27 protein-coding genes and 1 pseudogene are annotated in these 24,192 nt (G+C 47.4%); 23 read left to right on the top strand and 5 right to left on the bottom strand.

Annotated features, from left to right (window positions below; genetic code table 11):
- The first annotated feature begins 76 nt into the window (after nt 1–76).
- The 9 genes from OOJ59_RS22990 to OOJ59_RS22950 all read left to right on the top strand — a co-directional run bounded on the left by OOJ59_RS22990 (nt 77) and on the right by OOJ59_RS22950 (nt 9,621).
- Complete coding sequence (locus OOJ59_RS22990) at nt 77–2,512, top strand: phosphoadenosine phosphosulfate reductase domain-containing protein (protein ID WP_007372324.1); 2,436 nt, start codon at nt 77–79, stop codon at nt 2,510–2,512.
- Nucleotides 2,513–2,535: 23 nt separating this feature from the next.
- Nucleotides 2,536–2,910, top strand: a complete 375-nt coding sequence (locus OOJ59_RS22985) for a hypothetical protein (RefSeq protein WP_008786576.1) — start codon at nt 2,536–2,538, stop codon at nt 2,908–2,910.
- 10 nt (nt 2,911–2,920) lie between these two features.
- Nucleotides 2,921–3,268, top strand: a complete 348-nt coding sequence (locus OOJ59_RS22980) for a hypothetical protein (protein ID WP_008786575.1) — start codon at nt 2,921–2,923, stop codon at nt 3,266–3,268.
- A 250-nt stretch (nt 3,269–3,518) separates the two neighbouring features.
- Nucleotides 3,519–3,869, top strand: a complete 351-nt coding sequence (locus tag OOJ59_RS22975; protein ID WP_007372327.1) for a hypothetical protein — start codon at nt 3,519–3,521, stop codon at nt 3,867–3,869.
- A 32-nt stretch (nt 3,870–3,901) separates the two neighbouring features.
- A complete protein-coding gene (locus OOJ59_RS22970; RefSeq protein ID WP_016241553.1) occupies nt 3,902–4,201 on the top strand; it encodes a hypothetical protein in 300 nt (99 codons plus the stop codon).
- Nucleotides 4,201–5,025 (top strand): hypothetical protein, encoded by an 825-nt coding sequence (locus tag OOJ59_RS22965; RefSeq protein WP_007372328.1) that lies wholly within the window; start codon nt 4,201–4,203, stop codon nt 5,023–5,025. The genes OOJ59_RS22970 and OOJ59_RS22965 overlap by 1 nt, the downstream gene beginning before the upstream one ends.
- Before the next feature lie 61 nt (nt 5,026–5,086).
- A complete protein-coding gene (locus OOJ59_RS22960) occupies nt 5,087–5,746 on the top strand; it encodes a hypothetical protein (protein ID WP_008786574.1) in 660 nt (219 codons plus the stop codon).
- Between the two features lie 48 nt (nt 5,747–5,794).
- Nucleotides 5,795–6,040 (top strand): hypothetical protein, encoded by a 246-nt coding sequence (locus tag OOJ59_RS22955; RefSeq protein WP_007372330.1) that lies wholly within the window; start codon nt 5,795–5,797, stop codon nt 6,038–6,040.
- Between the two features lie 203 nt (nt 6,041–6,243).
- Complete coding sequence (locus OOJ59_RS22950; RefSeq protein WP_048242079.1) at nt 6,244–9,621, top strand: hypothetical protein; 3,378 nt, start codon at nt 6,244–6,246, stop codon at nt 9,619–9,621.
- A gap of 221 nt (nt 9,622–9,842) precedes the next feature.
- Here the strand turns inward: OOJ59_RS22950 and OOJ59_RS22945 are convergent, their stop codons facing one another.
- Together OOJ59_RS22945 and OOJ59_RS22940 are read right to left on the bottom strand one after the other, a co-directional pair.
- Nucleotides 9,843–10,166 (bottom strand): hypothetical protein, encoded by a 324-nt coding sequence (locus OOJ59_RS22945; protein WP_007372332.1) that lies wholly within the window; start codon nt 10,164–10,166, stop codon nt 9,843–9,845.
- Between the two features lie 91 nt (nt 10,167–10,257).
- Nucleotides 10,258–10,449 (bottom strand): hypothetical protein, encoded by a 192-nt coding sequence (locus OOJ59_RS22940; RefSeq protein WP_007372333.1) that lies wholly within the window; start codon nt 10,447–10,449, stop codon nt 10,258–10,260.
- Nucleotides 10,450–10,592: 143 nt separating this feature from the next.
- Between OOJ59_RS22940 and OOJ59_RS22935 the strand changes: the two genes are divergently transcribed.
- From OOJ59_RS22935 to OOJ59_RS22915, 5 genes are all read left to right on the top strand, one after another.
- The gene (locus OOJ59_RS22935) at nt 10,593–11,117 is read left to right on the top strand and encodes a hypothetical protein (RefSeq protein ID WP_016241551.1); all 525 of its coding nucleotides are present in this window, start codon (nt 10,593–10,595) and stop codon (nt 11,115–11,117) included.
- A 71-nt stretch (nt 11,118–11,188) separates the two neighbouring features.
- Nucleotides 11,189–11,734 carry a hypothetical protein gene (locus OOJ59_RS22930; protein WP_007372335.1) on the top strand — a complete coding sequence of 182 codons (546 nt, stop codon included), beginning with the start codon at nt 11,189–11,191 and terminating at the stop codon, nt 11,732–11,734.
- A 136-nt stretch (nt 11,735–11,870) separates the two neighbouring features.
- Nucleotides 11,871–12,173 carry a hypothetical protein gene (locus tag OOJ59_RS22925; protein WP_007372336.1) on the top strand — a complete coding sequence of 101 codons (303 nt, stop codon included), beginning with the start codon at nt 11,871–11,873 and terminating at the stop codon, nt 12,171–12,173.
- A 111-nt stretch (nt 12,174–12,284) separates the two neighbouring features.
- Nucleotides 12,285–12,710, top strand: a complete 426-nt coding sequence (locus OOJ59_RS22920) for a hypothetical protein (protein ID WP_016241550.1) — start codon at nt 12,285–12,287, stop codon at nt 12,708–12,710.
- Nucleotides 12,711–12,863: 153 nt separating this feature from the next.
- On the top strand, nt 12,864–13,583 hold the full coding sequence (locus tag OOJ59_RS22915; protein WP_007372337.1) for an HNH endonuclease signature motif containing protein: 720 nt from the start codon (nt 12,864–12,866) through the stop codon (nt 13,581–13,583).
- A gap of 1,528 nt (nt 13,584–15,111) precedes the next feature.
- Here the strand turns inward: OOJ59_RS22915 and OOJ59_RS22910 are convergent.
- Nucleotides 15,112–16,230 carry a RepB family plasmid replication initiator protein gene (locus OOJ59_RS22910; RefSeq protein WP_016241547.1) on the bottom strand — a complete coding sequence of 373 codons (1,119 nt, stop codon included), beginning with the start codon at nt 16,228–16,230 and terminating at the stop codon, nt 15,112–15,114.
- Nucleotides 16,231–17,155: 925 nt separating this feature from the next.
- Here OOJ59_RS22910 and OOJ59_RS22905 point away from each other — a divergent pair.
- The 7 genes from OOJ59_RS22905 to OOJ59_RS22875 all read left to right on the top strand — a co-directional run bounded on the left by OOJ59_RS22905 (nt 17,156) and on the right by OOJ59_RS22875 (nt 22,214).
- Nucleotides 17,156–17,404 (top strand): hypothetical protein, encoded by a 249-nt coding sequence (locus OOJ59_RS22905; RefSeq protein WP_016241546.1) that lies wholly within the window; start codon nt 17,156–17,158, stop codon nt 17,402–17,404.
- 572 nt (nt 17,405–17,976) lie between these two features.
- Nucleotides 17,977–18,843 carry a RepB family plasmid replication initiator protein gene (locus OOJ59_RS22900; RefSeq protein ID WP_008786567.1) on the top strand — a complete coding sequence of 289 codons (867 nt, stop codon included), beginning with the start codon at nt 17,977–17,979 and terminating at the stop codon, nt 18,841–18,843.
- Nucleotides 18,844–19,253: 410 nt separating this feature from the next.
- Entirely contained in the window at nt 19,254–19,739 is a 486-nt protein-coding gene (locus tag OOJ59_RS22895) for a hypothetical protein (protein ID WP_007372340.1), read from the top strand.
- Nucleotides 19,740–19,826: 87 nt separating this feature from the next.
- Entirely contained in the window at nt 19,827–20,144 is a 318-nt protein-coding gene (locus tag OOJ59_RS22890; protein WP_009651680.1) for a hypothetical protein, read from the top strand.
- 21 nt (nt 20,145–20,165) lie between these two features.
- The gene (locus OOJ59_RS22885; protein WP_016241545.1) at nt 20,166–20,564 is read left to right on the top strand and encodes a hypothetical protein; all 399 of its coding nucleotides are present in this window, start codon (nt 20,166–20,168) and stop codon (nt 20,562–20,564) included.
- 171 nt (nt 20,565–20,735) lie between these two features.
- Complete coding sequence (locus OOJ59_RS22880) at nt 20,736–21,110, top strand: hypothetical protein (RefSeq protein WP_223226822.1); 375 nt, start codon at nt 20,736–20,738, stop codon at nt 21,108–21,110.
- A 180-nt stretch (nt 21,111–21,290) separates the two neighbouring features.
- Nucleotides 21,291–22,214: a hypothetical protein gene (locus OOJ59_RS22875; RefSeq protein WP_007372342.1), complete on the top strand. Its 924-nt coding sequence runs from the start codon at nt 21,291–21,293 to the stop codon at nt 22,212–22,214.
- A gap of 35 nt (nt 22,215–22,249) precedes the next feature.
- Here the strand turns inward: OOJ59_RS22875 and OOJ59_RS22870 are convergent, their stop codons facing one another.
- Nucleotides 22,250–22,573: a hypothetical protein gene (locus OOJ59_RS22870; protein ID WP_007372343.1), complete on the bottom strand. Its 324-nt coding sequence runs from the start codon at nt 22,571–22,573 to the stop codon at nt 22,250–22,252.
- A gap of 282 nt (nt 22,574–22,855) precedes the next feature.
- Here OOJ59_RS22870 and OOJ59_RS22865 point away from each other — a divergent pair, with 282 nt between their 5' ends.
- On the top strand, nt 22,856–23,074 hold the full coding sequence (locus tag OOJ59_RS22865) for a hypothetical protein (protein ID WP_007372345.1): 219 nt from the start codon (nt 22,856–22,858) through the stop codon (nt 23,072–23,074).
- A gap of 260 nt (nt 23,075–23,334) precedes the next feature.
- Entirely contained in the window at nt 23,335–23,571 is a 237-nt protein-coding gene (locus OOJ59_RS22860; RefSeq protein WP_071602877.1) for a hypothetical protein, read from the top strand.
- Between the two features lie 546 nt (nt 23,572–24,117).
- On the opposite strand, the pseudogene OOJ59_RS22855 reads toward OOJ59_RS22860, so the two are convergent.
- A pseudogene (locus OOJ59_RS22855) lies at nt 24,118–24,192 on the bottom strand (IS6 family transposase); the annotation flags it as partial.

Raw genomic sequence — 24,192 nt, 5'->3', positions numbered from 1 at the left:
ACCGCTGGCCTTATTCGTCAGCTGGTACGCCCGTGTTTAAATAAATATACAAAACGAATAAATAAACAGGTGAACCATGCAACAGGTAATCGACTTTGGCACATCAGAACCGACCCTTGCCCCAATCCTTACCGGGGATAAATGGGATACGGTTTGGCAAACACTGGCTAATGACGAAGACCTGAATTATGTCGATGCCAGCACTGGCACGAGCATGGCCAATCTTATCACCACCGGCACAAACGCCATTTATAAAGCGCTTACTGACGGCTGGACTATGAGCCTGGCGTATTCATCAGGAAAGGACTCTGAGTGCGTTCTGCACCTCTTCCTGATGGCGCTGGTAAGGGCTACCCGCAATGGCACAAACATCAGCCAGCATCACTATGTGATCCACACCGACACGGGCATCGAGAATCCAGCCGTCCGCTGGCTGGCAGACACAAAACTCGCCGAACTTGAGGCATTCGTTGAAAAGCACCAGTTACCGCTGAGCATTGTAATTGGTAAGCCTGGACTGACATCTGGGTGGACTGGCCGCATCCTTTCAGGGCGAGGATTGCCAACATTTTCAAATAGTTCCGCCAGACAGTGCTCGATCGACTTGAAGGTCGATCCTGCACGTCGGGCCCGTGCCGAGTACATGCGAGGACTGCCTAAAGCCGTTCGTCAGCGCGTTTGTCTGCTGCTGGGTTCCCGTGATGCAGAGAGCACAACCCGTGCCATGAACATCGAAAAAAAAGGCGGGAGCGCTGAAGACGTTAAACAGACAAAAGAGGGCGGTGAGCTCTATCCGATCCGTCACTGGCATCAGGGGAACGTATGGGAATTCCTGCTATCGTCCGGGGATGAGGCTCGTTTTGCGTTACCCAGTTACCTGCCTAACAATAATGAAACTGCTGAGCTCTACAAAGAGGCTACGGGCGAATGTGTCTGGACGGGTTCTGAAAAAGCAAAAAGCGCCTGTGGTTCACGATTTGGCTGTTACCTTTGCCAGGCTGTAGGGCTCGACCGCTCTATGGAAAACCTGCTGAATGCCGACCCGGAGAAATATGGCTATATGGCTATCCTGAACCGGCTTCAGCGTTTCATTGCCAAACGCCGTTATGCCTGGGAAGACCGCCATCCAGTGGGCCGCACGGTATACGAAGGTGGGTATATTAAGATCCAGCCAGATGTATACTCGCCGAAATTCCTGGAACGTCTGTTACACATCTGCTGTAGCGCCGACTACGTAGAGCAGCAACGCGCCGATGACGTTGCCGAGAAACTCGCTTACGGCTTGCTGGAAGACAATGCGCATAACCGTCGCATGTCCCGGCCTCAGTTCCGCATCGTCAGCGAAGAAGCCGTTGTGCATGTCGATTTCATGTGGGCTTTCCATCATTTCAATGACAAGCCTTTTAGGGCACTGGAGATCTACCACCGCGTCTGGGCCCACGGCGAGCTGGATCTGTTGACTGATGAACCGACGATGCCTGTAGTCCCTCAGTCCCCAATCCCTAAAGCAGTCTGGCTGAAGGTGGGGAAATTTGGCGATGACTCACTATTTGATGGGCTGGCTGATCCTGTTGCGGAAATGACCTATTTCGACGGCGGAGATGACGAACGCGCCGCACGTGTCATCAAGACAAGAGACGGCCACCGTCGTGTTGTCAGTTTCAGCGAAGATAACGAAGTTACCGTAGATGAAGAGTCTGCAAGCTTTGTGTTATGGGTGGAATACCCACGCCTTAAATCTGCTATTGAGAGCGGGGCGTACACCGCTGGGAGCGCGGCGCAGTTCTACCTGCGTTTCGGCACGGTATCTCTGTGCAAAGGTAAGTCAGCCTTGTATCACAAAATGATGCAGCGTGGTCAAACCTACCATCGACTCGGCCTGACCGGATTCCAGTCGATGGAAGGGATCACAGCTCGAAAAGACCTTCGCATCCTCTCGACCGAGAAATACCAGCATGTTCTGAAAAGAACGCTGGAGGCCCGGATCATTCGTTTTAAATGGTGGGCTAACCTCGCTTTCACCATCCAGTACCACATGACCCGCATGACAGAATTTGGGTTCTGGCTGCATCGCGTCTTACGCCAGGAAAGCCATAACGAGCTTATGGACGAGAAAACGCTGTGCAAAAACAGCCTGGAAACTGTCCTGATCAACCAGACCAATGCCTGGTGTCTTGTGATGAGTGACGTGGGCAACAAACCTGATACATCAAATGCGCTGCGCCGCTACTGGAGACAGGAGCGGGCCCGAGCTTTCGCGCACTGTGCTTCAGTACCGGAAGTCCTTAAATCGCTGGTGGCTCGTGAGATGTTCAATATTTATCGACGTGCGCTTTATGAACTCAATAGCCATAAAGAGTTGAGCCTTGGCCTGATACACATACAGGAACTGGCAACTCAGAACGCGGACGCGTTACGGATCCATATCAAAATAATGATGCGGTTAATCAGGCTGTGGCAATTGTCAGGTTTAACAAGCATTGGTCAGAGTGAATTTTGTGAGGCGGCTTAACTGCCTGGAATAAAGGGAAAATAATGAAAATCATGCTTTCACTAGGCTCTGTTGCTATTACGACAGTAGCATCTATGTTGTTGCTGTGCAGCCAGGCTAATGGCAGCAACGGGAACAGGCCTTTACGGATCAACGAACCTGTTCAGATTACTATCGAACAAGTGATGTATCGCATTGCAAATGGTAACCAGAATATCGGCATGAAAATGCGTGAAAACCCAGTGCTGTTTTCGGGTCATGCCGGAATCAGTGTAGAGCTAAGTGATTTTCCGCCCGGGTCAAAATCCGCGCCCGTACCCGGAACTACCGTAATGCTGCGTACCGCTTTGTCTGGTCAGACAGAGGCCTGTTATCAGCAGCACTGCTACTCAGCCGAAGTGACCACGTACAACGAATAGAGGTCTTGCTATGGCAGACAGAACTGATGGAATGAAAGGAAGAGCACTGATTAGGCAGTTGTCCGGTATGCCACCCGGCGTTAACCCATTAAACGTTCCTCAGCCGCTTAAGCGAACCGTGTGCCTGGCAAAAGGCATAGTGGATACATGGGATAGTTTTCCATCCGAAAACAACCTTGCAATCGCCCTGGAAAACGCCGCTGCAATATCACGGCTGGCGATAAGCCTCCTGCAAGAACGGGAAGTACTGTACCGGCAGCTGGCATCTCTTGGAGTAGAACCAGAGAAAATGAAACAATCCGTCGAAGCCATCCCGATGGAAACGCTTTTAAAAAGCCTTCCAATGAGGAAAAAGTAACTTTCTAGCGTTTTTTGTTTCCGCTGTAAGAAGACACCTTTTTTGGTGCTCAATAGCAGTATTTTTTTAACAGATAAACTAAACGAATTCAATATTTCTTAAATTCAAGCACATTTTGTCTTCTTTTAAATTTCGTCGTAGGTTTAATGCAGTTAATAATGTTACTCACGGATTAATTTTTAAAAAATACAGAGCCTAATCAGGCTATACGGGTTTTGTAATTGCTATCATTAAAGTCACGAGGAAAACCATGAGTGCATACGTCGAGCAGGTATTTAATGATGTTGAAAAAATGCGTGGCAAAGTTCTGGCCGACCGATTCCGCATGGTATTCAAAAAAATCCAGCTTGTGAAGAACGACGACTCAGACGAGGCCTACAACCTGAAGCAACAGGAAAACCTAGCCGCTGTCACTGAACTTCAGAATGCTGGTGGTTTCATTGATTGGGACATCAAGGTCACTAAGTATAGCAACACATCCACTCAGGTTGAGTTGCGGCATAAGGTAGATGGTGTGCTGGTATGGCGCGATTTTACCTTCGTAAGCGATTTTGTATTCGAACTCGCTAAAAACGTTGTCTATTCAAAAGAGACGGTCTGAATTCAATTTTTGCATTAATAACCGGTGGAAAAATGGAGCAACTGACACCTGCAAAACTCGACTCGATGATTACTGAGACTACAACTGAACTGCTATATGCGCAGAGGGCACTTATCAGCCCAAGCCGAGCTGATGCGATGGAAAAGAAAGCGTCTCAATTACTCAGCATATTATTGGAGTTAAAGGAACTAAGAAATAAAAGCCCACAAAAAATCATACTGCCACCCCCTGCATGTTGCTTTGCAGATCATAGTTATCCTGCATATTCCAGAGACCAAGTTATTGCAATACTTGATTCTCTTGGACATAAAATTATTGAAAAGGAAAATTAATGCGCCAGACAAAAATCGTAAATATATTCTATGCCAGTGCTGAAGAGCTTCAGCTAGGCATTAACGAGATAGATACTGAGATTACGACCGCTTTGCAGAACGGCAATATGGAAGCCGTCAAAAAAGCAACGTTACTTAAAAACACCATGATTAGTCTGCTGGACAACAAACAGAAGGGCGAGCTGGTTCAAGAAACGTGTACGTCAGGCGAAAAGGCTGATTCATCGGTAGAAATAACGGACGCAATGGCCTACGCGTTCCACGCGGCATCTGGTGAGGGTGCAATTGGTTCCGATGATGTTGAAGAGATAAAGCGTGGTCTGCGGGTAGTTATCAATGAGTGTGGCCTCACAAATCACCTCGTAAAGATCCCTGCTGGTTTACACGATGCAACAGCTCAGCTTGTAGTTAACTTCGCCTCTGAGATGGCGGGTAAGCTTTACCGGGCCCAGGAGAAGTATGGTCGTGGGGCTGAATGGGCAAAATCTGACTGGAAGGATGAATGCCTCAAAGAGCTCCACCGACACCTTTCAAAAGGTGATCCACGTGATGTAGCAGCCTACTGCATGTTTTCGTGGCATCACGGTTGGCTGACCCACAGCGAACAACCTGCTATAGCGGGGCTCAGCGAAAGAGTTCTGTTCGATAGCTTTATGAAAGATGATTACTCACCTGATTCAAGTGGTTCAGTATCAGAGGAAGAAGAAAGGGTCTTTCTTGAGGTGCTCTTTCACATATGGCAAGGCCGGGCCGCAGTTCAGAATGGATTAACTCAACAGGAAATGGATATCGTAATGAAGTACCGGGAACAAAATCAGAAATAACATTACTGCGTTCTGACAACCAGTAAATTAACTCGATGCGGTATTTCAGAAAGGAAAAATTATGATCGTTCTCAAATACCCTCCTTACCCATCGCCCTTCTGGTTCCGGGGGGAAAAAGATAAAACGGGTGTGGTTACCGAGGTTGGAACAGTTTATGTGGAAGCAACAAAGGATAACCTGCTGCTGGTGGAGGGCACACTCCCTCCGGTAGGTGCGACTTTGTTTCTTACACCTGACCGGTTCGATATTAAAGCTGAAACTGAGATTGATAGCCGGGCCCGACGAGAGGAACAGGCCAGACAACGTCTGACACGGCAAGAAGAAGAACGACAGCAAAAGGCCGCTCTCGATATGAAGCTGATGCAACAGGCGCAAGAGCGAAACGCTCGTTTGTATCTTCCGGTACGATGGACAAGCGGATTCAAATCGGTGATTTCCGGGCTGACGGAAAACAGTAGCGGTAACGGTATAAACCGGCGAACTGTGATTCACGTGCTTTTACTTGAGGACATACGTGATGGGCGCCTGGTCAGAAATGAAGGGGATTTTCTTTGCACCGCCGCAGGTGGAAGTAACGGCAAGCTTTGGGTTAACCCAGCCACCCATAGTGATGGTGAGTACGGGCCTTACGTATGTGAAATAACGTGTAAGCAGTGTATTAAGGCTGCTCTACGTTGGCAGGATAAAAATAAGGCCGTCCCACCGGAATGTGTTCCGTAGGTATCAGGCGAACCGATCACCACGCTATAGAGAGAGGGGACAGTGAACATGCAAGTTGCTAAAAACAAGTACGCCGTTCTGGACAGTGCGATCATGAAAATACTCGGCAAAGAGCCGGTTCCATTTTCACTGATTATGCTTCCAGACGTAGCTGGTGAGTGTTCCCGACTCGCTGATGAGGAGAGGAATAAGCCGATGCCATTCCGCATTCTTGACCGGCGGTTACAGGCGCTAAGAAAGGCTGGCAAAATTCAGTTCGTGACCGGAAAAGGCTGGGTAAACCCTCTTTCCTGACCACCCGCAATTCGTACTGCATCTTCCTTTTCGTAAAAGGCAACTCTTCGTTGCCTTTCATCCCCCAGAGCTATTCGTCACCTGCCCCCCCAACGATAAAATCAAAGTATCACAAACAATATGTCCCCCATTTAAGCCATTAGAAACACCATGTCCTAGTACAATAGCGGCAACATGGCTAAAGCCGGGGGAAGGAGATCATAATGACGGGTATCGTGCGCATTGAACAACCGGTAGAGCGAATTGAACGTTTCCATTCTCTTCAAGGCGGTCAGTACTGGCGGGCAAATGAAGCCATTGCTGAAGAGAACATTGCCGCTTCCGAAGTACTGCTGATTGAATCGCTGCGTTGGGTCGACAACAAACTGCATACGGTCATTCTGCGCACCCACCCATCAAAACATGGCCAACACATTCGGTTTGAATATACCGATGAATCTGGCCGCACTTGTGGCACTACCCGTAGCTTCACTCAGCACCGCTTTTTGTTTGATGACTTCGTTAACAAATTCACCTTTGCTGCTGACTCGAAAGAAGTCCGCGAAAGTGAAGTGCAGGCCTGCCAGCAGTTGGCTCAGAAGCTGACCGTTGAACTTTCCGAGGCGATGACAAACCCTGAACGCATGAAAGAGATCATTGCGGAACGCCTTGAAAAAGAGCAGACAGAAAAAAGCGAGAACAAACTCAATACTCTACCCGCGACGATTGACCAGTACACAAACCTCGCCACCGGCCCGTTAGAAAATGCGCTGACATCCGGTGTCAATGAGGAAAGCATTAAGGGAATGATGGAAGCGGCTCGGCATGGACATAAACTGGCCGTCATACAATCTGAATGGCTACAAGGTAAGAATAACGAAATTACCAGGGCCGTTCAGGCCGTCGTACCCTATTACCAGGAAATGGCTGCGGCGCAGCTGGCCGCATTCGAAGAGAGCAGGGAGAACGTTGAATCGCTGATGAAAGGGATTGCGTCTCTGGATCTTTTCATCGGCAAAGATGTTGTCGTCAACACGATAATCAAAGGCAATTCAGCCCCGAGCGACATTCCTCTGACATTTGTCCAGAAAAAGCTACTGATGGATGAGGAGCTCGCTGTCTATCTGGATCTGGGAGACTGGTTCGATTTCACCAAAGCAGATTTATTCGACCAGGCACTGCAAAAACACCCGGGCCTAATCGAGCAGATTTTCCCGACCCAACGTTGCGTACTGGTTATGGCCGTCACCAGACGGCACGTCAATTATCAGGATCCGTGGGAGGCTGCGGCCAAAGACTTTCAAAACAGATGTGTCTTCCTGCTGGTACGAGACGGCGAAAATATTTACCAGGTATGCAGCCCGGTTGAATCTCATCTGGGCGCTCATACGCTGTTCCCTGAACGTGACGAGCAGGACGCGCTTTTTCGCGGTTTTGACGGTTCTCGCATCACCTTCCGCGATGTAGCTTACACTGACCGGCTGCGGGCGCATGAAAAGATGGCGCTGCACTATAAACGTTTCCTGATCCTTTGCTGCGGGCTCGACCAGCGTGAGCGCCTGTTTGGCGAATTCTATGATCGCAGTAGTAACATTAATTTCATCTCGATGGACTTCCAGGAGAAATATTGCCGCTTTATTCATGACGCAGATGGAACCGGTCTGTTGAGTGACCCGGAGGCCGATACCAGACCATCGCTGGAGTCCTACATTAAGCAGGCGAACCAGCACCTGCGTTCTGGTTCACGCGTCTTTTGTGAGTGGAGACAGGTCGTTAATCCGGTTACCGCACCCGGGGCAGCTAAGGATGATTCAGGTAACGGCTACCGGGGACATTCATTCACGGTTGATTTCGTTAAAAGCCGTAGTACCAGCGTGGCATACCAGAAGAATGAAGAGATCTACGTTGATGTGCCAGTCGTTCAGCACACCTACAGCCGTAATGCGAAGTCAGACAAACGAGAATTCAATGCCAAGGTATGCCTCTCAAAATTCAGAACCTCTGATAGCCTTGGCTATCTTTGCCTGGACACGGTGAAATCCGCCGATCTCGAATATTACATTCACAACCGGCGTATCCGGGCTAACCATCTTTATTACATCCGGCTCTTCAAAGAACTTGCGGCACTGCTGAAGCTGGAAGAAACGCATGAAGAACAATACCGAAGCAAAATGCTGGCGGCTTTAAACGCCGGGAACATCGGTGACGAAAATGACCGGGTTGCGGCTGTAGATAAAACGATTCAGACGTGGCGCTGCGCAAACCGAGGTGCATCCCTCCAAAGTGGTCTGGAAGATGAGAAGCAATGGAAAGCGCTCCTTGCCATGATGGATTTAATTGCATGGCGAGGTCATGCAAGCATCCCGCAAATTGAATGCTACTGTGAGCAACTTGGAAACTCTCCTCTACGGCTTGTGGTAATGCCAAACGGCAAACTGGGCCTGTATGTAGCCCCACGAGCTGAAGAACGAAACGATGCAGCTGAGAAACACAAATGGGCTATACGTGTGGTATTGAGTCTGACGCGTACCGGTGTGAAAGAGGTATCTCGCTCATGGGCTCTGGTTAACGAACTGAGCGTATCTGAATGCACCCTCAAAGAATGGCCGCTGGTGGATGAGTGGAAAGGGTTAAAGTCTGTATTTGAAAGCTACGACCGGAAACTTAAAGCTCTGGCAGACATTGAACTGGGCCGTGAGACTCTCAAGCGTCTGAATCCCAGCAACCAGGAAGGTCTGAGCGAGCTGGCAGAATTGTGGATTAATGCTTTTGAAGAAATGAACTTCTACCGACCGACTGGCGGGATCGTTCAAAAGCCAGTAATGATGATCCCGATTGGTCTTATTGTCGACCGTGAGGAGTGGTCATACTTATATCTTGGTACACGCGGCTCTGCGGTCGAGTATATCTATCAGAATCTGAATGATAAGGCACTCAAGGCCCGGGTAGCCCACCGTCTGATTTCAAATTACGAGGTCAAAGAGGGTAAGCTCGATAATCTTGCCAATAAGAAAACAAGTCTGGGTCTCTTTTGCACAAAACAGCGCCCGGACATGGCCCCTTTTAGCGCAGACCGAAACATAGAGACATATGGGCCTGATTTCGGCGTTAACCATGCTGTGCTTACGCATATGGTATCGTTTAAATCGCAGATAGCGCTGATTCAGCAAGAGGCAGATCGCGGCTTACACCGTCTCTTCACGATAGCCAGCAACCTGGTCAGTTCAGCCGGGGAGTTGCTTATCGATCAACTGCTCGGCGATGCGGCGCGAGATGCAGATGAGCCGGTAGATATTCTTGAGGTGGTTATTAACCCAGCGCCAACCGGTGAACCAGGGGCGAAGCTGAAGAAGAATGGTGAGACATTCTGGCATAAGCACTGGTGTGATTTGTGTAAGCCAGGAACCGAAGAAAGCCTGGCACTCTCCCACATTCACGCGCCGGATCACGTCATTACGCGGACTTCGTTCAGTTCCAAGGAGGATGCCATCCTCTTCGTACTCAAGACGATGCCGCAGGCCAGAAAATACGAAAAGGATTTCTTCCGCGACAATGATTTCGATGTACCTGATGGGATTATTGAACGGTGGATAGACCGTTAATCATATGCAGTATGAATAAAAAAAAGCCCGCTTTAGTCGTTGCAAGCGGGCTTTTTATTTCTTCGCGTTACAGCTGTGGCATCAATTACAAAACGGAACGGCTTGGTGCCGGGGCGAAGAACGGAGAAAGGGATAGGCACGAGGTGGTGATAATGTTGCTATTCATATGGGGTATGAATAAGAAACAGCCCACTTGCGAGTACTAAGTGGGCCATTGAGGGTCAGGCATAAGACTCAGACAGAGCAGTAGCGGCTTCAAGCGCCGGTTCAAGCGACAGGCTGTTATCGCTGATAACATTCCATCCCTCATTGCCGTAAACAAAATGGACGTAACCTGCACGTTCAGTTTCTTCAGGGCGATAAGCATAGAAGTAGTCTTCATCAGTAGAGAACATGGCTTCAACAATACGTTCTACGTTCGTAGAGCGCTTCAGCACAATCTCTTCTGAGTCGAATACCGAGATGCTATATCCTGCTTCAATCAACCCGGTTGCTGCTGCCCGGGCAATTTCCTGCTCAATACGTTGCCGCTGATCTACGTTCATGCCTGCTGCTCCTCGATGGGAAGTGAAGTCGAACACACGAGAAAGCATGAACTATAGTTCACATTTAATCAATAAAAAAGGGAACTATACTTCACTTATTCTTGGTTTTTTTTAATACTGGTAGTCCTGCAAGCGCATCGTTCCAATGCTGCTCGCGTTCCTCATTACCTGAAATATTACTTATCCATCTTTCGGACTTGCCCCAGCGCTGTGCCAGCGCCTGCCGCGTCCAGCCTTTGCGTTTCATCTCTGCTTTAAATTCATCGCTGGTGGGTTTGTACATAGGTTAATCCACGTGAACTATAATTCACCTGATAGTACGGTAAGGCTGGTTAAGTAACAACGGGATATCGACGGTCATCTTCCGTTCCCGCACACGGGCCAGTGCTCCTGGCTATACTGAGTCAAAAATGCGGAGGACACATTATGTTTGAACGTATAAGCAGGTTTTTCGCTGGCGCAACAAAACAGGAGAGGGCGGAACCGTCAGTCTCTATACCTGAACCTGTTACTCTTGAGGGTGATAACGCGCCATCAGCTATCGAACATGACAGAAAAATAGTCCATGACAGCAGGGTATTTATACATAGGTCTTTAGGCTTTATACTTATGGTATATTCTCCCGAATTATTCAGAAAAGCCATTAATCATGACATATGTCTTGGCTATATATATGGTTATATCATAGCGGCAATAGGTGACGACGAAGAGTTATGTAAAGCATCGGAAAATCGTCGATGGGATGTTGTCGCTGCCTATTATCGAAGTTTATTGGATTATTCAGCTGAAGCTTACTATGAGAAAACTGTAAACGCGATGGATAATTACCACTTCAAACAAGCAAGAAATGTAAGCGTAATGGATTATCACAAAAACAAAATCAATCCTGATGGCGATAATCATCATTTGCGTTTTCTAATGACCGAAATAATTGAAGATAGGGTTGAATAAATACACGTTTCGTCACATGAACGACCTATGGTTTACTGAATATAACGACAACGAACCATAGGCCAGAAAAAATGACACTTCAAAAAGCCAACGAAAAACGTATTGAAAACTTCCTAGCCAAACAAATTCGTCATAACGGTAAGATTTTATCAATGCGTGAATTTATGGATTCACTCATTGCTGACGGCTATAGCCCACGTGCAAAAGCGGAACAGAAAGTAGGACACCCCAGCAGCCGTCAAACCTTTCGCTGGAACAACGAGCAGCAAAGGGAGCACCAGATTAAGCGAGCTCTGGGGGGTACTGTTCTGAAATATTCAATGGTGTCATCTGACGGCTCATTTTATGACATTGAAAAAATTGCCTATGATTACGTCATTGAAAAAATGGGCGGGGTTAACGTTAAGCCGGAAACGATGTGTTTTGCGATTTTCAACAGCCCTTCATCATTGCGGGGCGGGAAGAGAGAGCGCTGTGTAGCTGTCTATAGCCGCACTGTGGCAACAGAGGAACAACGGGTCAGGAGCATGTTATCTACTGACTTCACGCATTATGATCTGGTCTGGTTCGGTGAAGCCACTTCCCAGAAGGAAGCGCTGGAACTAGCCGAGGGATAATATCAATTAGCCACCAAGGAAATAACCGGGGTGGCTTTTTTGTTTTAAACGATTAAAAATAAGCCAAATCACTTCGTCACAAGCATGTGGGTGGTAATATAGACATATAGGCAATCACATTCAACTGGAGGCTAATATGTCAGATTTAATTGCAGCAAGATATGATGAAGTATCAGCTTCCGAGTTTGAAGATGATATGGTTGTCATTGTCATTACCGATGAACAGAGTGAAGATATTGAGGTTATTTCAGACCTTGATGATCTTTTCGTTAATACTGAGGTTGTGGTTATTGATGGTGACGCTTTAGAAGTCGACTATGATAACGCTGGATATTTTTCATCAGAGAATAGCTATGAAGTTTCAGTAGACGATATGTTATTCGACAATACCGTTGGTGAGCAACTTATGGATTGTGGTTTTTTCGGCACTCAAAGCTAATAGATACTCGTTATTTATTATCGCGTCCCAATCGTCATGCAGGTGTGGTTATTTATTTACTGAAAAGCCATGTTTTAAATAACAGGCAACGATAATCTAACAGGAGCGGCTATGAAACTCGAAAACATTAACAAAGAGCAGCAGCTCTATGTTCTTAAATGTGGCTCTATTCTATCAAGCTACGGATTTGATCTCCTGCATACAAAAGCAACCGCCGTAGCTGACTGGATGGACGTTGAAGCACCAGTAGCTGCACTGGGTACAGAAGAACATTTTGAACAATGTGCAGAACTCATGCGGCGCGGGCAGGTATATGCTAACGCTTCCCGGAAATGCTGCCCCGGTAATCTTTCCCCCCAACTAATTGGGCTTGAAGGTTGTCGTGTTAGAGTCACTACCGATGACGGTGAGGAACGCTGTTTCTGGGTTGCAAAAACGACCGGATGGATGCCGGGTCACCTCGAAGTTCCACGCTCGAATACGGCTTATGGCCACCCTGCACAAGCGCATTACAAGTCAGTTCAGACTATTCGATAAGTCACCGGTGCTCCGATTTCGACATGATGCATACCAACCAGACTCACTACTGTTGTCATCGACAAGAATGACAACAGTAGTGAGTATCTATGGCTTATCCTCGGAAAACAGCCCATTATTCATGCCTCCCTCTTCCGGTATGGCATAGCTCACATGGCTTCAGATAAAAATCAAACCGATAAACTCGCCCGCGATATTAAAGACAAGGTTCTCGCCAGGCCTGCTGGCTCATCAGGAGAACCAGTGGAGTACCGGAGTGTCCATGAATTTATGACACTAACCCGCACGGGAACCCCTGCTGATGCCCGCCAGTTCCGGCTGGCTGTTAAAGCTAAGGGAATAGCTATCTGGCCTGATGATGACCCACGCGTAGGGCAGCAATTTGCACGTGACGGCATTCGCTGGGAAGTTCGTCTGAAGACCTTCCGGCCTGAGAGTCAGGATTCATTTGACGATGACCTGGATGAGAAAGTCTCACCAAAACGCTTTGGATATCGCCGGTACGGTGCGATGTCCCGTCCTGATCAGAAGAAATTCAGCGACAGGGTATACTTCAACTGCATGGAGCGGTGTGTCGTCACCGGTGTGAAGACAAAATGCAGGGGAGAAGCAGCACATCTGATTGAGCATCATAAAGCGGGCTCTGACCACTGGAGTAATGGCCTGTGGCTTCGGGCAGACATACATCGGTTATACGACAACGGCCTGTGTGTGATTAATCCCAGCACCCTGACAATCCATTTCCACCCCACTATCCTGGCTAAGGATGACGATCTCATCGCGTATGAAGCTCGGCCAATATTACCGACAAGAAAACCTGTAAACCCTGCCTGGTTAAAATCCCGGTGGGATGAACTTACCTGGCCGAAGTAAGCATCGTGTCTGACAACGGTAGTGAGGCCTAATCATTACCGTTGTCGTAGCAAACGGGCTTCAATGCTTGGCTCATTATCGTTGTCACCAGTCTGGTCAGCTCATAACTATTGCCATCGGCACTGAGATGCCGTCCTGCGCATCGAACTCACATCCATTGTCACTCGATTTTTGAATCTGCCGGGAGTGTAACCAGTGACAATGGTAATGATCACCTTCACATAATTAACGAACCGTTACTACTGGTAAGAGGGTGCATGGTCGACAACGGTAATGACAATTAAGGAAAGTACCTTTCTGTAATGACAACGGTAGTGACTTAATGGTTAACCCTTGTCTGGTTACCGGCAATCAAGTACAGGAACTATGACAATGGTAGTGAGTCATTACCATTGTTATGGCTCATCATACTATCCCTATATACAGCAAGTAGACGGCGTTGCTCACTACCATCGTCATTGGTTGCATGGGTAGCAGAATGTTAGATGACAACAGTAGTGATTCTGGTGCTTCACCATCCGCCTGGTGACAACGGTAATGAGTGATCGAGATCACTATCGTTGTCGCAGCGTTCGGTATGGCTACAACCGGCAAGTTGTGCCTCGACAATGGTTGTGATCCCGCACTCACTTGATTCGTCATCGCCGGAACGACCCCACTGAAATGTACTTGGAAACGATGACAATGGTAGAGACTTGAAAAAATCACATCCATTGTCATTGACCAATCAGGTTAGCTACGACAGCGGTTGGACTCATTTCCATTGTCACCGACAGGCCATGTATTCATACAACGACAACGGCAGGGAGTGACGCGGTCACTACCACGGTCATTCATCCCGCCCCTCAAGTACGAGCAGACAGTACGGCGAGTGAATCCTTACCATAGCTACCTGAAAGGCCTGATTAACCTGGAATGCATATGACAACGGTAATGACCAACAGAACTCATTTCCGTTGTCATTGTGCTGGTGGAGCAGTAAGAACTTGGTCTGAATCATGAATGACAACGGTAGTGAGTATTCTTAGTCAATACAGTGGTCATTCAAATGCGCCGGGAGCAAATGACAGCGGTAGTGAGTCAAATCACTCATTACCGTTGTCATTGTGTCATGGGAATCAGCGATAAATCCGTACTGACGATGCCGACAATGGTAGTGAGCGGTATGAGGTCTTCTTCGAGAAGCTGCTCTGGAGAGTTGTCGATGATGACAACAGCAGTGAGCTGCCAAGACTCATTGCCGATGTCATGGTGTCATGGGTATCAGCGATTTGTCTGTACCGGCGATTCCGACAATGGTAGTGAGCGGTGTAAGACCTTCCCTGAGAAGCTGGTCTGGAGAGATGTCGATGATGACAACAGTAGTGAGCTATCTAGTCTCATTACCATTGTCATGAGTGGTCACCCCGCAATGACAACAGTAGTGACCGCGTCACTCAATACCGTTGTCATTAAGCTAAACAGGATTCTCTGACGATGTGCAGGGAGGGAGGGTTCCAGGCCGTCATCTGACAGCCCGGAGGGAATGCTAGCTGGCGGGATTGTTCTTTTTCTGGCTTCTAAGGCTGCGAATGTAGTGAAGTTCTTCAGCTGTTAAGTCATGGATGGTTAACGTTTCATCCCCATCAATGGGCTCATCTGGTGGGCACAATTCACCTTCCAGTGGCTCACCATTATTTTTACCCGACGTGCCATTGTTCTCCTCATCAGCATCACCCTCGCCATCACCATCAGGTGGTGGTTGGATATTGTTCAGATTCAAATCAGGATCGCGTTTGTGGATCTGGAAATAAACCTTCCCATCTTTTTTTACTTCGGTGTACTGAAGGTAACCAATGGATGCCAGCTCCTCCAATGCCTTACGTACTGTGGCGTTCTGGCTGTTGGCACGGGTCTTAAGATTTAATCGGTTCTTAAGTCTCGTTAAGGAGATCGGGATTGGATTTGGTGGAAGTGACTCAATGAACGTGTAAAGCGCCTGTGCGCTCTCTTTTTTCGCCAGTTCCTTGATAGCCTTCAGCTGCATCAAAACCTTGTGGTCGTACTGATACAACTCGAATATCTTAGGGTCTATCTGTAGCTCTACCTGATCAGAGTCCGGGTCAAGCAAGGCAGACTGCACCAGGTGCGTCGTATACACCTTTGACGAGTGGGTGCTGGTGAAGGACAACATCACGGATGCCAGCCTGCGTAACGACGCGTCGATACGCTTACGGGATGCGGTAGAGGAACGATAATTTTCAGGGTTACAGAGCTTCAGAAACTCAGTAAATTTGAGGCTGATCTTATCGTTATCAATCGGATGGTTAGCTAGCGTTCGGATGATTCCCATCCACGTTTTGAAGTCAACAGACATATCGAGGCGCTGACCCACGATCGAGATATTGGTGAAACCCTCGCTCTCCATCAAAGAAAGTGTCTGTAGTTCTTTCGTGGCATCAAAGCCAACAGTTTTGTATTCACGACTCTGACGGCCAACGCTTTTTGGTGATGGCACAAACAACCCAAGGCGCATGAGCGCGATAGACTGAACCGTCCTGCTGCTATTAGGACGTAAAATAATTTCTTTACCTGTCTCTCTCTCTGTTACAGAGAAAGCCCTGGTAACCATCTGGCCTTGCTGCTCAGAATCTTTCTCATTGGTCATAGTGGTTTATCGACTGTATTAATCAACAGATTATTGAATACTATCGCCCAAAGCCCTCAGTGTCACTTAAGGGATCTCTGCGACGATCTCAGATTGTGCATAAGTCCAGGCTAAAAAAACGCCACGACTAAATATAAAACTCTGAAATTCACATAAAAACAAATACATACGTAGTTTATCAACAAAGGATCAATTCCGGTGAAAAAGATCCTTTAAAAAATCACTACCATTGTCGCCGCAATCACTACCGTTGTCAAAAAACTCACTACTACCGTTAAAAAACTCACTACCAATGTCAAAATAATCACTACCGTTGTCACCGATTGGCTTCCAGGCCTTGTGCCGTCTGGCTTCCGAGCTGCGGGGATCTCTTGTGATCTATGGGAACTCGTAAGGTACTAATTATTGGAACTACCTTGTGGAAAATGGGGATAAATTCTCTCTTCGAGTTAAATCAACATCGAATAGCTAAATTGTCGAAAATATGTACGGGCATGAAAGGAAAATGCGTATAGAAAACAGTGGATAAGATTTTAATAATTTTGTTTCATCATACAGGTGATAGATGGTATCTATATGAATTATAATAGAAATATACTCAAAACTCTTTAAGAGTTATACCTTCAGATCACACAATAAAACTCACTACCATTGTCACAAATACTCACTACTAACGTCGAAATAGTCACTACCAATGTCATTTTAATCATTACCAATGTCAAAAAAGTCATTACCATTGTCATAAAATGCCCTTGAGCCCAGTAACCATGCGGCTTGCAGCGTACAGGGATCTCTTTTGTACTCCGTTGCACCTTTGGGATCTCTTTATTGGAACTGTCCTGTGGAAAAGTATCTTTTTTGCCTTCGTCAGCTACTGACTCGGTGCTTTACTGATTGTGTAAACAAAACGATAAGAGGCACTCACATGTACGCAACTGCAAAAGAAATTATCGCAAAGCTGCAAAAAATGAACCCTGACGAAAAGGTGCTAGTCCGTGTCTGGTACAAGTCTGATGTTCAGGAGTTAGCAATAGACCGAAACATGCCGCAGGTTTCAGCTAGCGAAGCTGAGTCGACCTTAGCGTTGATAGACCGAACTCACGATGGTGATATCGGTATCAACTGGGATGTTGTTCAGAGTGGTATTGAGACAGTTCGTAGTGGCCAAATTTAAGCAACCGAGTAACAAGGACGTGACTCAACTAATCCACATATCCACCGGGTAGATCAACAGATCGATCCAGATTAAGACCAAATAGAACCAAAAAGATCCCCGCTCCCGCAAACCCGCAGCTGGTAAGCTCTGAAGACCTGCCCCGGTGGGGTTGAGAGGGAAAAAAGTGAGCTCTGAAGGGCTGTCGGTGGGGTTAGCCTGGTAGCTGGTGGTGTTCAAAGGGAATAACGGTGGGATTGGAAGGGGAAAGGAACTTAATTATCAACATCTGCTGTGCTAATGAAAACATCAAATAAAAACATAATCATACGTAACAAATCTCAAAAATAGGTGATCGGTATTCATTTTTTGTCCACACTGGCAGCAGATCAAAAATTTGATGTCAACGACATTTATCCGATTCATCTCTGAAATAACGTATTGATTTAGTACAAATAAAAACCAATACCCGATAAATGGGGACTAAATGACCCCTATTTCTCATGATCAATAAAAATCACCGTGATACATTCGCCCGGACTGGGCATTCCAAGATACCCGGAAAATAACAATAAAACTGGGGGATCCACACGATGAACTCGAATGAAGTTCTTCTTTTCAAGGACGCTATTCCCGACTTCAATCAGCCGTCGACTGGAAAGCTGACGGTGACAAAAAATTCATCAGTACAACCTGTATCACTGCTCCGCCTGGGCGTTTTTACTCCCAGTTGCCGAACAGAGGCAACGGTCACGCTAAACGTGACGGAAGCGCTATCCAGTCTGGAAATTGCAAAACAGGAAGGGTACACGGACATAAAGATCACCGGCCCGATGCTGAATTATTTCCAGGACTTCCGGTGCTGGACAGCAATCGTCCATTCCTTCAGCGTATCGCCTGATGCGCTGAAAGGTAACCGGATTAAAATGCCCTTTAGTGAATTTGCCAAACTCTGCGGCTACCCATCAAAACGCTACAGCACGAAACTGCGCAATGAGATAGCCGATTCGTTGACGAAGATTCGCTCAAAAAGCATTCGGTTTGAGAAGAACCCGGGGATCACCAAGTTCAAAGTAGCCGGGTTGCTGAAAGAGGCGGAATTTGATGGTGAAAGTGATTACATCATCCTGGAAGCCGACGAACGACTCTGGGATTTGTACCGTTCAGATCATCTTACTCTGTTGCGGAAGAAACCCCTGGAGCTACTTACCAGGAATGAAACGGCTCAGGCGCTCTATACATTTTTTGAAGCGCTACCTCAACATCCAGCCCCGATCACCTTTGACAGACTTCGACAGCGTTTACTGCTCAATGGGCGCATTGCCGAACAGAACCGGAAAATGCGAACTGCTCTCGATGTGCTTGCCAGCATCGGTTACCTGAAATTTTACTACCTGGTGGACACCAGCGTACCCACCATTCAGATCACGGATCGGAATCCCAAACTAACAGGTTCCTGATGTTTGAAACGTCTTTTTGCCCGGTTCCGGGAATGTGCTGTCTCATTCCCACCGGTCAAAAACACTAAGTTGACGTTTCCCTCTCAAACCCACCCGTGATTTTGTAGTCGCTAAAGGATAAATAGTCCCATTTACATCTGAAAAGCTGATGGGGCGCGTCAGGCCTCTATTGAATACAACTTGTATTACCATGAAAAATAAAGAAAATAACACTCCTCTTTATAATTACTGCTGTTCGCCTAATCCCAAAAAGATACTTTTTTAATCTGCACAGTTTTTATCGCCGGTGGGAACGAGAGGGAAGGGGAAAATATACCCGGTGGGATTGAGAGGGAAGGCCTGTAGAAAACAACCCGACAATCTTTTGTCGGCTGGAATGACCAGGGTAAATTAAGTTCTGGAGGATAGTTATGACTTCGACATTTGGTAAGCAGCTGAAGCTTTATGCAGACCGGCAAACGGGCGCAAAACGTACTGCTCTTGATTTTCAATATGTGGTTTCGCCTGGTAAGGATGCGTTTCCCACGGTGAACATCACTATGGCTCCGATTGCTGATGGCGCAAAAGAAGCCCAATGGGAGCTTAAGCGCGTCATCCAGCTGAATCGCTATGAATTAACTCAATGTTGCGCGGTATTGTTCGGGCTGGAAAAGGAGATGAGGGCAAACTTTCACGGAACCGATAAAAACAAAGGTTTTACGCTCATCAACAATGGTGCATCCGGCTGCGGGATAAACTTTTCTCATGGTGGGGATATGCTGACGCATATGTTGAACCATGCCCAAAGAATGGAAGTAGGGGCATTTATTCTGAAACGGCAGGCGGATGCGTGGGATATGAGTGTCAGTGACGTTCTTGCACTTTTGCGTCAGTCCGTGGCCATCAAACGGGCATAAGATCACGAAGCAGGTTCAAGAACAGGCTTACCGTACAACAATTTTCAAATCCAAACTGACCCTACTTAACTTCAACTGGAAGGCGCTATGACAGAACATCAGCAGAATAGAAATGTTTGTGAAGTCGGGTTAGCCTGTGAAGCCATGACGATTGATCCCAAAACCATTCAGTCAGCAGTAATGCGTAAAGAAGCCACGCAAGTTGTTATTCCTCACTTTAAGGGGGTTTGTCCTGCTTTTGTCGAATGGGCTGAACAATGCTTACCTGGCGATAAACTTCCTCGTGGGAAATTTTTTAGGTCACGAGAATGGATGCGTCAGTTCACCACTTGCCAGATAAACTACAAGACAGATCATCCAGATGAAGGAAAGTATGGATGGCTTTTTGAAGGAACCAAATATTGAAAAGTTAAGGAGATATGATTAATGCTAATTTATGCCGCAGATCTGATTTTACCCTTAAAAATTCTGCTGGTGGTATTTGTCGTGACTATCATAGGCGCTACCATCGGGTTGAAATTTGTACGCTCCGAAAACAAGATCGTTTGCATGTGGCTCGTGCCAATAGGCTGTCTTGGGGGAATTTTTGCATTGATGATGTTTCCATCAATTACCACAAATGATTTGTTGCTCGGCAAGAGATGGTCGGAAGATTGTCGCGTGGTCGAAAAATACGAACGCCACGCTTTTGAAGCACCGACGAACCGGCTGATTTGTTCGGGGGTTGATGAGCATGTTAATTCAGAAAGTTATGCGGTATTAACCAAAGCTTACCGGGAGCGGGGGGGAGAACTTATTTCGGGATCCCATAGTGTTGAAAACTAGCCTTCAAATCTAATGCTACGGAGTTTTCATGAATAATAATCACAATGTTTTTCCTTGCAATGAATTGGGTATGGGTGATTCCAAATCGGAATTGGAAAGACTCCTTGAATTATGTGAATCCACTCCGCAAACAGGCGAGCCTAACCCCCAGATAGCTAATATGCAAGCATTTTGGAATCGATAACTGGTGGCTCATCTCATATCACTGGCTTCAATTTTTGCTCTCATATTCTTAATGGCCGTAAATTTTCCACACTCAACGATGCAGAGATAAAACAGCTAACATCTCTTCGCAATGAGGGGCGAAAAGACGGTTTTGTGGTCAGAATTCAACCTGTTGATGTAACCCCTGAACTTCAGCTTGAAAGGTATCTTGCGTCAAGTTGGGAAAGCGAAATCGAGATTTATAAACGCGTACCGTCGATTGTCGTGATCTGTAAAATCTCAGGTCTGTCTGCATTGGCAGGCTCGGGGAACAAAATGTTTTTAAATATGGATTACTTAAGTTGCGGAACTGAAACTGATGATCAGGATTGCCAGGATTAAGTCACTGATTGGCGGTTGCAACGAGCTTTGGGTTTGTTAGACTGGCCTGACATACCTTCCCCCATCGCGGGGTGCGTTGTCGGAGTATCAAAATATTGTTTTCCCCTATGCGGGGTTTAATTAGTGAGTAGCGACTGCCCGGGTTAGCGCCTGACCCGTGTCAGACTTCTGAAGGATATTTTGATATTAACCGTCCAGCTGGACGGTTTTTTTTCGTCTGTTTTTAATTTGGATAGTGGTATGGGTAGAAAAAAACAATCAAACCGCAGTGTATCAGCGCCAGCTGTTGATGCTGAAAAAGAAATTATCGACCCGAGATGGAACATCTTTTTCTTTGCGGCAATTGACCGACCGTGGGTGCTTAACCCGCATCTTTTTTACGCTGAACAAGCGCAGGAACGTTTGCTGTCGCAGTTCAGTGATGTGGAGATCAGGAGTGAAGCGACAAAGAAAGGCGAGTCATTTATAGAGTCAGCTGGAGACTGGTTCAATCCTGATTACCACGACGAAAGTGACGTATACGAGAATATTGAACAGATTGAAGCTTGCCACTGGGTTGCGTTGCGGGAAATGAAGGTCACGGTCACGCTTTCCCTGACCGCTGGGATGTACCACCAGTTTGACAAGGCATTACGAGATCTGCTTATCCGGGAGGCCAGAAGCTGGCGGTGGCTCGACATGGTTGTGATATCAGATTTGATCTGGAACCTCAGTTTTCCGAGGCTTATGGATTTGATGGAATGGCTGGGTATTGAAGTACGAAACATGCCATGTTTCCCGTTAATCAGTGCATGTCATCAGGTTGTCAACGTTTATAAACATGGAGATGGTGATGCCCACCAGAAACTGGTTAATGCTCACCCGGAGTACTACTCAGTATGGCAATGCGAAGGTTATCCGCAAGAGAGACCAGCTCGCCACGAAGAACTTGAAGTTTCCGAGGAACAGTTTAGAGAATTTGCCGAGGCGATAACGGTGTTCTGGAAGAGTCTGCCGGAAGGACTATCTTATTCGGGGATGGGAAAAGAGCCTAAGTGGTTTGGCAAGGCTTATGAAAAAGTGAAGTGCGACAAAGAAAAACGCGAGCGTAAAGCGGAAGAATAGTGGGGCACTCTAGCCCCACCGAAACAAAAGGAGAGTCAGACAGCCGGTGACGGTTGCCAGCCTGATTGAGTCTGGATCCATTTGCCTACGGAAATCATGTCGTAACCACCGTTCCCGTAGGACGACTTCACTTCTTCTATTTCGACTGGAACCGCCAGCTCGATGGGGCGGAACCAGCCATCATCACCGACTGTATACCGGCCTTCATGTTCCTTGCTCATTTCGCAGACCCGGCTGGGTGGAAGCCAGAAACCTTCATTTGCTCTTTCGGATGCGATACGAATAGCTTCATCCACGGAAGCGACTTCCCGGATGTGTTCGTTATGCGCGTTTGACATTTTGATCAGAAATGACTTCATAGAACCATTTTCCTCAGCTTAGGCCGGTAACGTTAATCGTCGGGGCGGTCGGTAATATTCCGGCGATAGTGTCCTCATATTGTACTCTGGCATGATGCATAACAGAAATTTGAGAGCGCGGGATTGAGAGGCGAAGTAGTTTGATGATAATCGCTGCGGGTGTACTATCAGCCTGATTCCTGGACTGAAGCCGAACGTCCAGCCGTGGTAAAACTGGTGAACGATGTTAACCTGGCATCGAGATATCGAGACCGTAACCATCTGACTGAATAAGGAGCTTTTATGCCGAATGGGAGAGTGATTTTTAACAAAAGAGGCCGATGGGACTGGCTTGATAGCGGTTGTGATATAGATGAGGATGAATTAAAGCAGGAAGAGTGGTTTGTTGGCGATATGTATTATCCGCCAGACTTTGAATACGATACGTCAATGCATGATCACCAGATTACAGAGTGGTTGTCTAAACCTGAAGAGCTGGTGCGGTATGAGCGAGGGCGTTAACTCAATTTGCTTATCTGAACTGGCTACATGATCTTTCAGCGTGGCCATTTCGGTTCTTCACATTTCCCTGACTCCCTCCTGACAGAACCGACTATTTCATCCATGAACCGCAAGAGCGGTAACTAAATGCCATATCGTGTGGCAGAGTGGTTTGCTCCAGTACCCGTCAAAATAGTCCAACATACAAAAACAGGGTAGCCTGCCCCGGGCTTCACCCGGGCCAGGCTACCCGGAGTCGAACCGTTAACCCGGAGTCGTGGGTGAGTAACGTCGAGTGCCCGCCTGAATTCCGTGCGGCCACCAGCATTGGCTTCACCTTTTTCCGACCGACACTTTCGTGCTGGTTTGCGGCCGCATCTTCGCCGGGCCGGAACACCCTGCATTTTGTGCCGGTGGCCATCACCGGTATTAGGATAAAGGGAAGAATATCGGTGATGGATTCCGGGATAATCGCCGGGAAAACCCGGGCAGAATTCACGTACATCACCCTCTATTAGTCCAACATACAAATAAACTTCCCCTTTCTGCCCCTGCGCTTCGCTTGGGGCAGAAAGGGGAGCCGTACCTGAAACCTCCGTGTCGTTTTCAGGATCGGGCCCGTGCCCGGGGTAACCATTCTGCCCGGGCCCACCATTTTAAAAAGAAACCGCCGTGCCCGGTCTGGCCATTTCCCCCGCCTGCGGCAACCGGGCCGTGCCGGTCTTTCCGTCCGGTTCCTGCAAACCCCACATAGGGACTCCGGTCGCTGGATGAGCCATGCGAGAAAATATGAGAAAAAGAGAGAAAAAAAGAGAAAAAAAAGAGGGGCCGGGGGCGCGAGGGTTTCAGTGGGTATAAAGGTCAAGGGCGCTTTGCAGGGTGGACGCGGGGGTGTTGACCCTGATCGCATTTGTATGTTGGACTAATTTTGCATATATGAAGACAAGAAAAGACGCGCTGCCGACAGAGCAGGTATACTCTCGCCATCAAATGTGCGGCCAGCGGCGGGGGAGGCACTGTTGCAAAGTTAGCGATGAGGCAGCCTTTTGTCTTATTCAAAGGCCTTACATTTCAAAAACTCTGCTTACCAGGCGCATTTCGCCCAGGGGATCACCATAATAAAATGCTGAGGCCTGGCC

The sequence above is a fragment of the Citrobacter sp. W9 genome (genome assembly GCF_026719375.1).
Classification (GTDB): Bacteria; Pseudomonadota; Gammaproteobacteria; order Enterobacterales; family Enterobacteriaceae; genus Citrobacter; species Citrobacter werkmanii.
Note: the sequence above shows the minus strand (reverse complement) of the source record. Positions and strands in the feature narration are given on the sequence as shown.

Bases quoted from the DNA above. Each gene is read 5' to 3' on its own strand.
- OOJ59_RS22950 (WP_048242079.1), top strand. From the start codon at position 6,244: ATGACGGGTATCGTGCGCATTGAACAACCGGTAGAGCGAATTGAACGT.
- OOJ59_RS22910 (WP_016241547.1), bottom strand. From the start codon at position 16,230: ATGACCAATGAGAAAGATTCTGAGCAGCAAGGCCAGATGGTTACCAGG.
- OOJ59_RS22945 (WP_007372332.1), bottom strand. From the start codon at position 10,166: ATGAACGTAGATCAGCGGCAACGTATTGAGCAGGAAATTGCCCGGGCA.
- OOJ59_RS22930 (WP_007372335.1), top strand. From the start codon at position 11,189: ATGACACTTCAAAAAGCCAACGAAAAACGTATTGAAAACTTCCTAGCC.
- OOJ59_RS22990 (WP_007372324.1), top strand. From the start codon at position 77: ATGCAACAGGTAATCGACTTTGGCACATCAGAACCGACCCTTGCCCCA.
- OOJ59_RS22975 (WP_007372327.1), top strand. From the start codon at position 3,519: ATGAGTGCATACGTCGAGCAGGTATTTAATGATGTTGAAAAAATGCGT.
- OOJ59_RS22970 (WP_016241553.1), top strand. From the start codon at position 3,902: ATGGAGCAACTGACACCTGCAAAACTCGACTCGATGATTACTGAGACT.
- OOJ59_RS22885 (WP_016241545.1), top strand. From the start codon at position 20,166: ATGCTAATTTATGCCGCAGATCTGATTTTACCCTTAAAAATTCTGCTG.
- OOJ59_RS22940 (WP_007372333.1), bottom strand. From the start codon at position 10,449: ATGTACAAACCCACCAGCGATGAATTTAAAGCAGAGATGAAACGCAAA.
- OOJ59_RS22870 (WP_007372343.1), bottom strand. From the start codon at position 22,573: ATGAAGTCATTTCTGATCAAAATGTCAAACGCGCATAACGAACACATC.
- OOJ59_RS22905 (WP_016241546.1), top strand. From the start codon at position 17,156: ATGTACGCAACTGCAAAAGAAATTATCGCAAAGCTGCAAAAAATGAAC.
- OOJ59_RS22900 (WP_008786567.1), top strand. From the start codon at position 17,977: ATGAACTCGAATGAAGTTCTTCTTTTCAAGGACGCTATTCCCGACTTC.
- OOJ59_RS22920 (WP_016241550.1), top strand. From the start codon at position 12,285: ATGAAACTCGAAAACATTAACAAAGAGCAGCAGCTCTATGTTCTTAAA.
- OOJ59_RS22965 (WP_007372328.1), top strand. From the start codon at position 4,201: ATGCGCCAGACAAAAATCGTAAATATATTCTATGCCAGTGCTGAAGAG.
- OOJ59_RS22915 (WP_007372337.1), top strand. From the start codon at position 12,864: ATGGCTTCAGATAAAAATCAAACCGATAAACTCGCCCGCGATATTAAA.
- OOJ59_RS22955 (WP_007372330.1), top strand. From the start codon at position 5,795: ATGCAAGTTGCTAAAAACAAGTACGCCGTTCTGGACAGTGCGATCATG.
- OOJ59_RS22985 (WP_008786576.1), top strand. From the start codon at position 2,536: ATGAAAATCATGCTTTCACTAGGCTCTGTTGCTATTACGACAGTAGCA.
- OOJ59_RS22980 (WP_008786575.1), top strand. From the start codon at position 2,921: ATGGCAGACAGAACTGATGGAATGAAAGGAAGAGCACTGATTAGGCAG.
- OOJ59_RS22935 (WP_016241551.1), top strand. From the start codon at position 10,593: ATGTTTGAACGTATAAGCAGGTTTTTCGCTGGCGCAACAAAACAGGAG.
- OOJ59_RS22865 (WP_007372345.1), top strand. From the start codon at position 22,856: ATGCCGAATGGGAGAGTGATTTTTAACAAAAGAGGCCGATGGGACTGG.
- OOJ59_RS22895 (WP_007372340.1), top strand. From the start codon at position 19,254: ATGACTTCGACATTTGGTAAGCAGCTGAAGCTTTATGCAGACCGGCAA.
- OOJ59_RS22890 (WP_009651680.1), top strand. From the start codon at position 19,827: ATGACAGAACATCAGCAGAATAGAAATGTTTGTGAAGTCGGGTTAGCC.
- OOJ59_RS22925 (WP_007372336.1), top strand. From the start codon at position 11,871: ATGTCAGATTTAATTGCAGCAAGATATGATGAAGTATCAGCTTCCGAG.
- OOJ59_RS22960 (WP_008786574.1), top strand. From the start codon at position 5,087: ATGATCGTTCTCAAATACCCTCCTTACCCATCGCCCTTCTGGTTCCGG.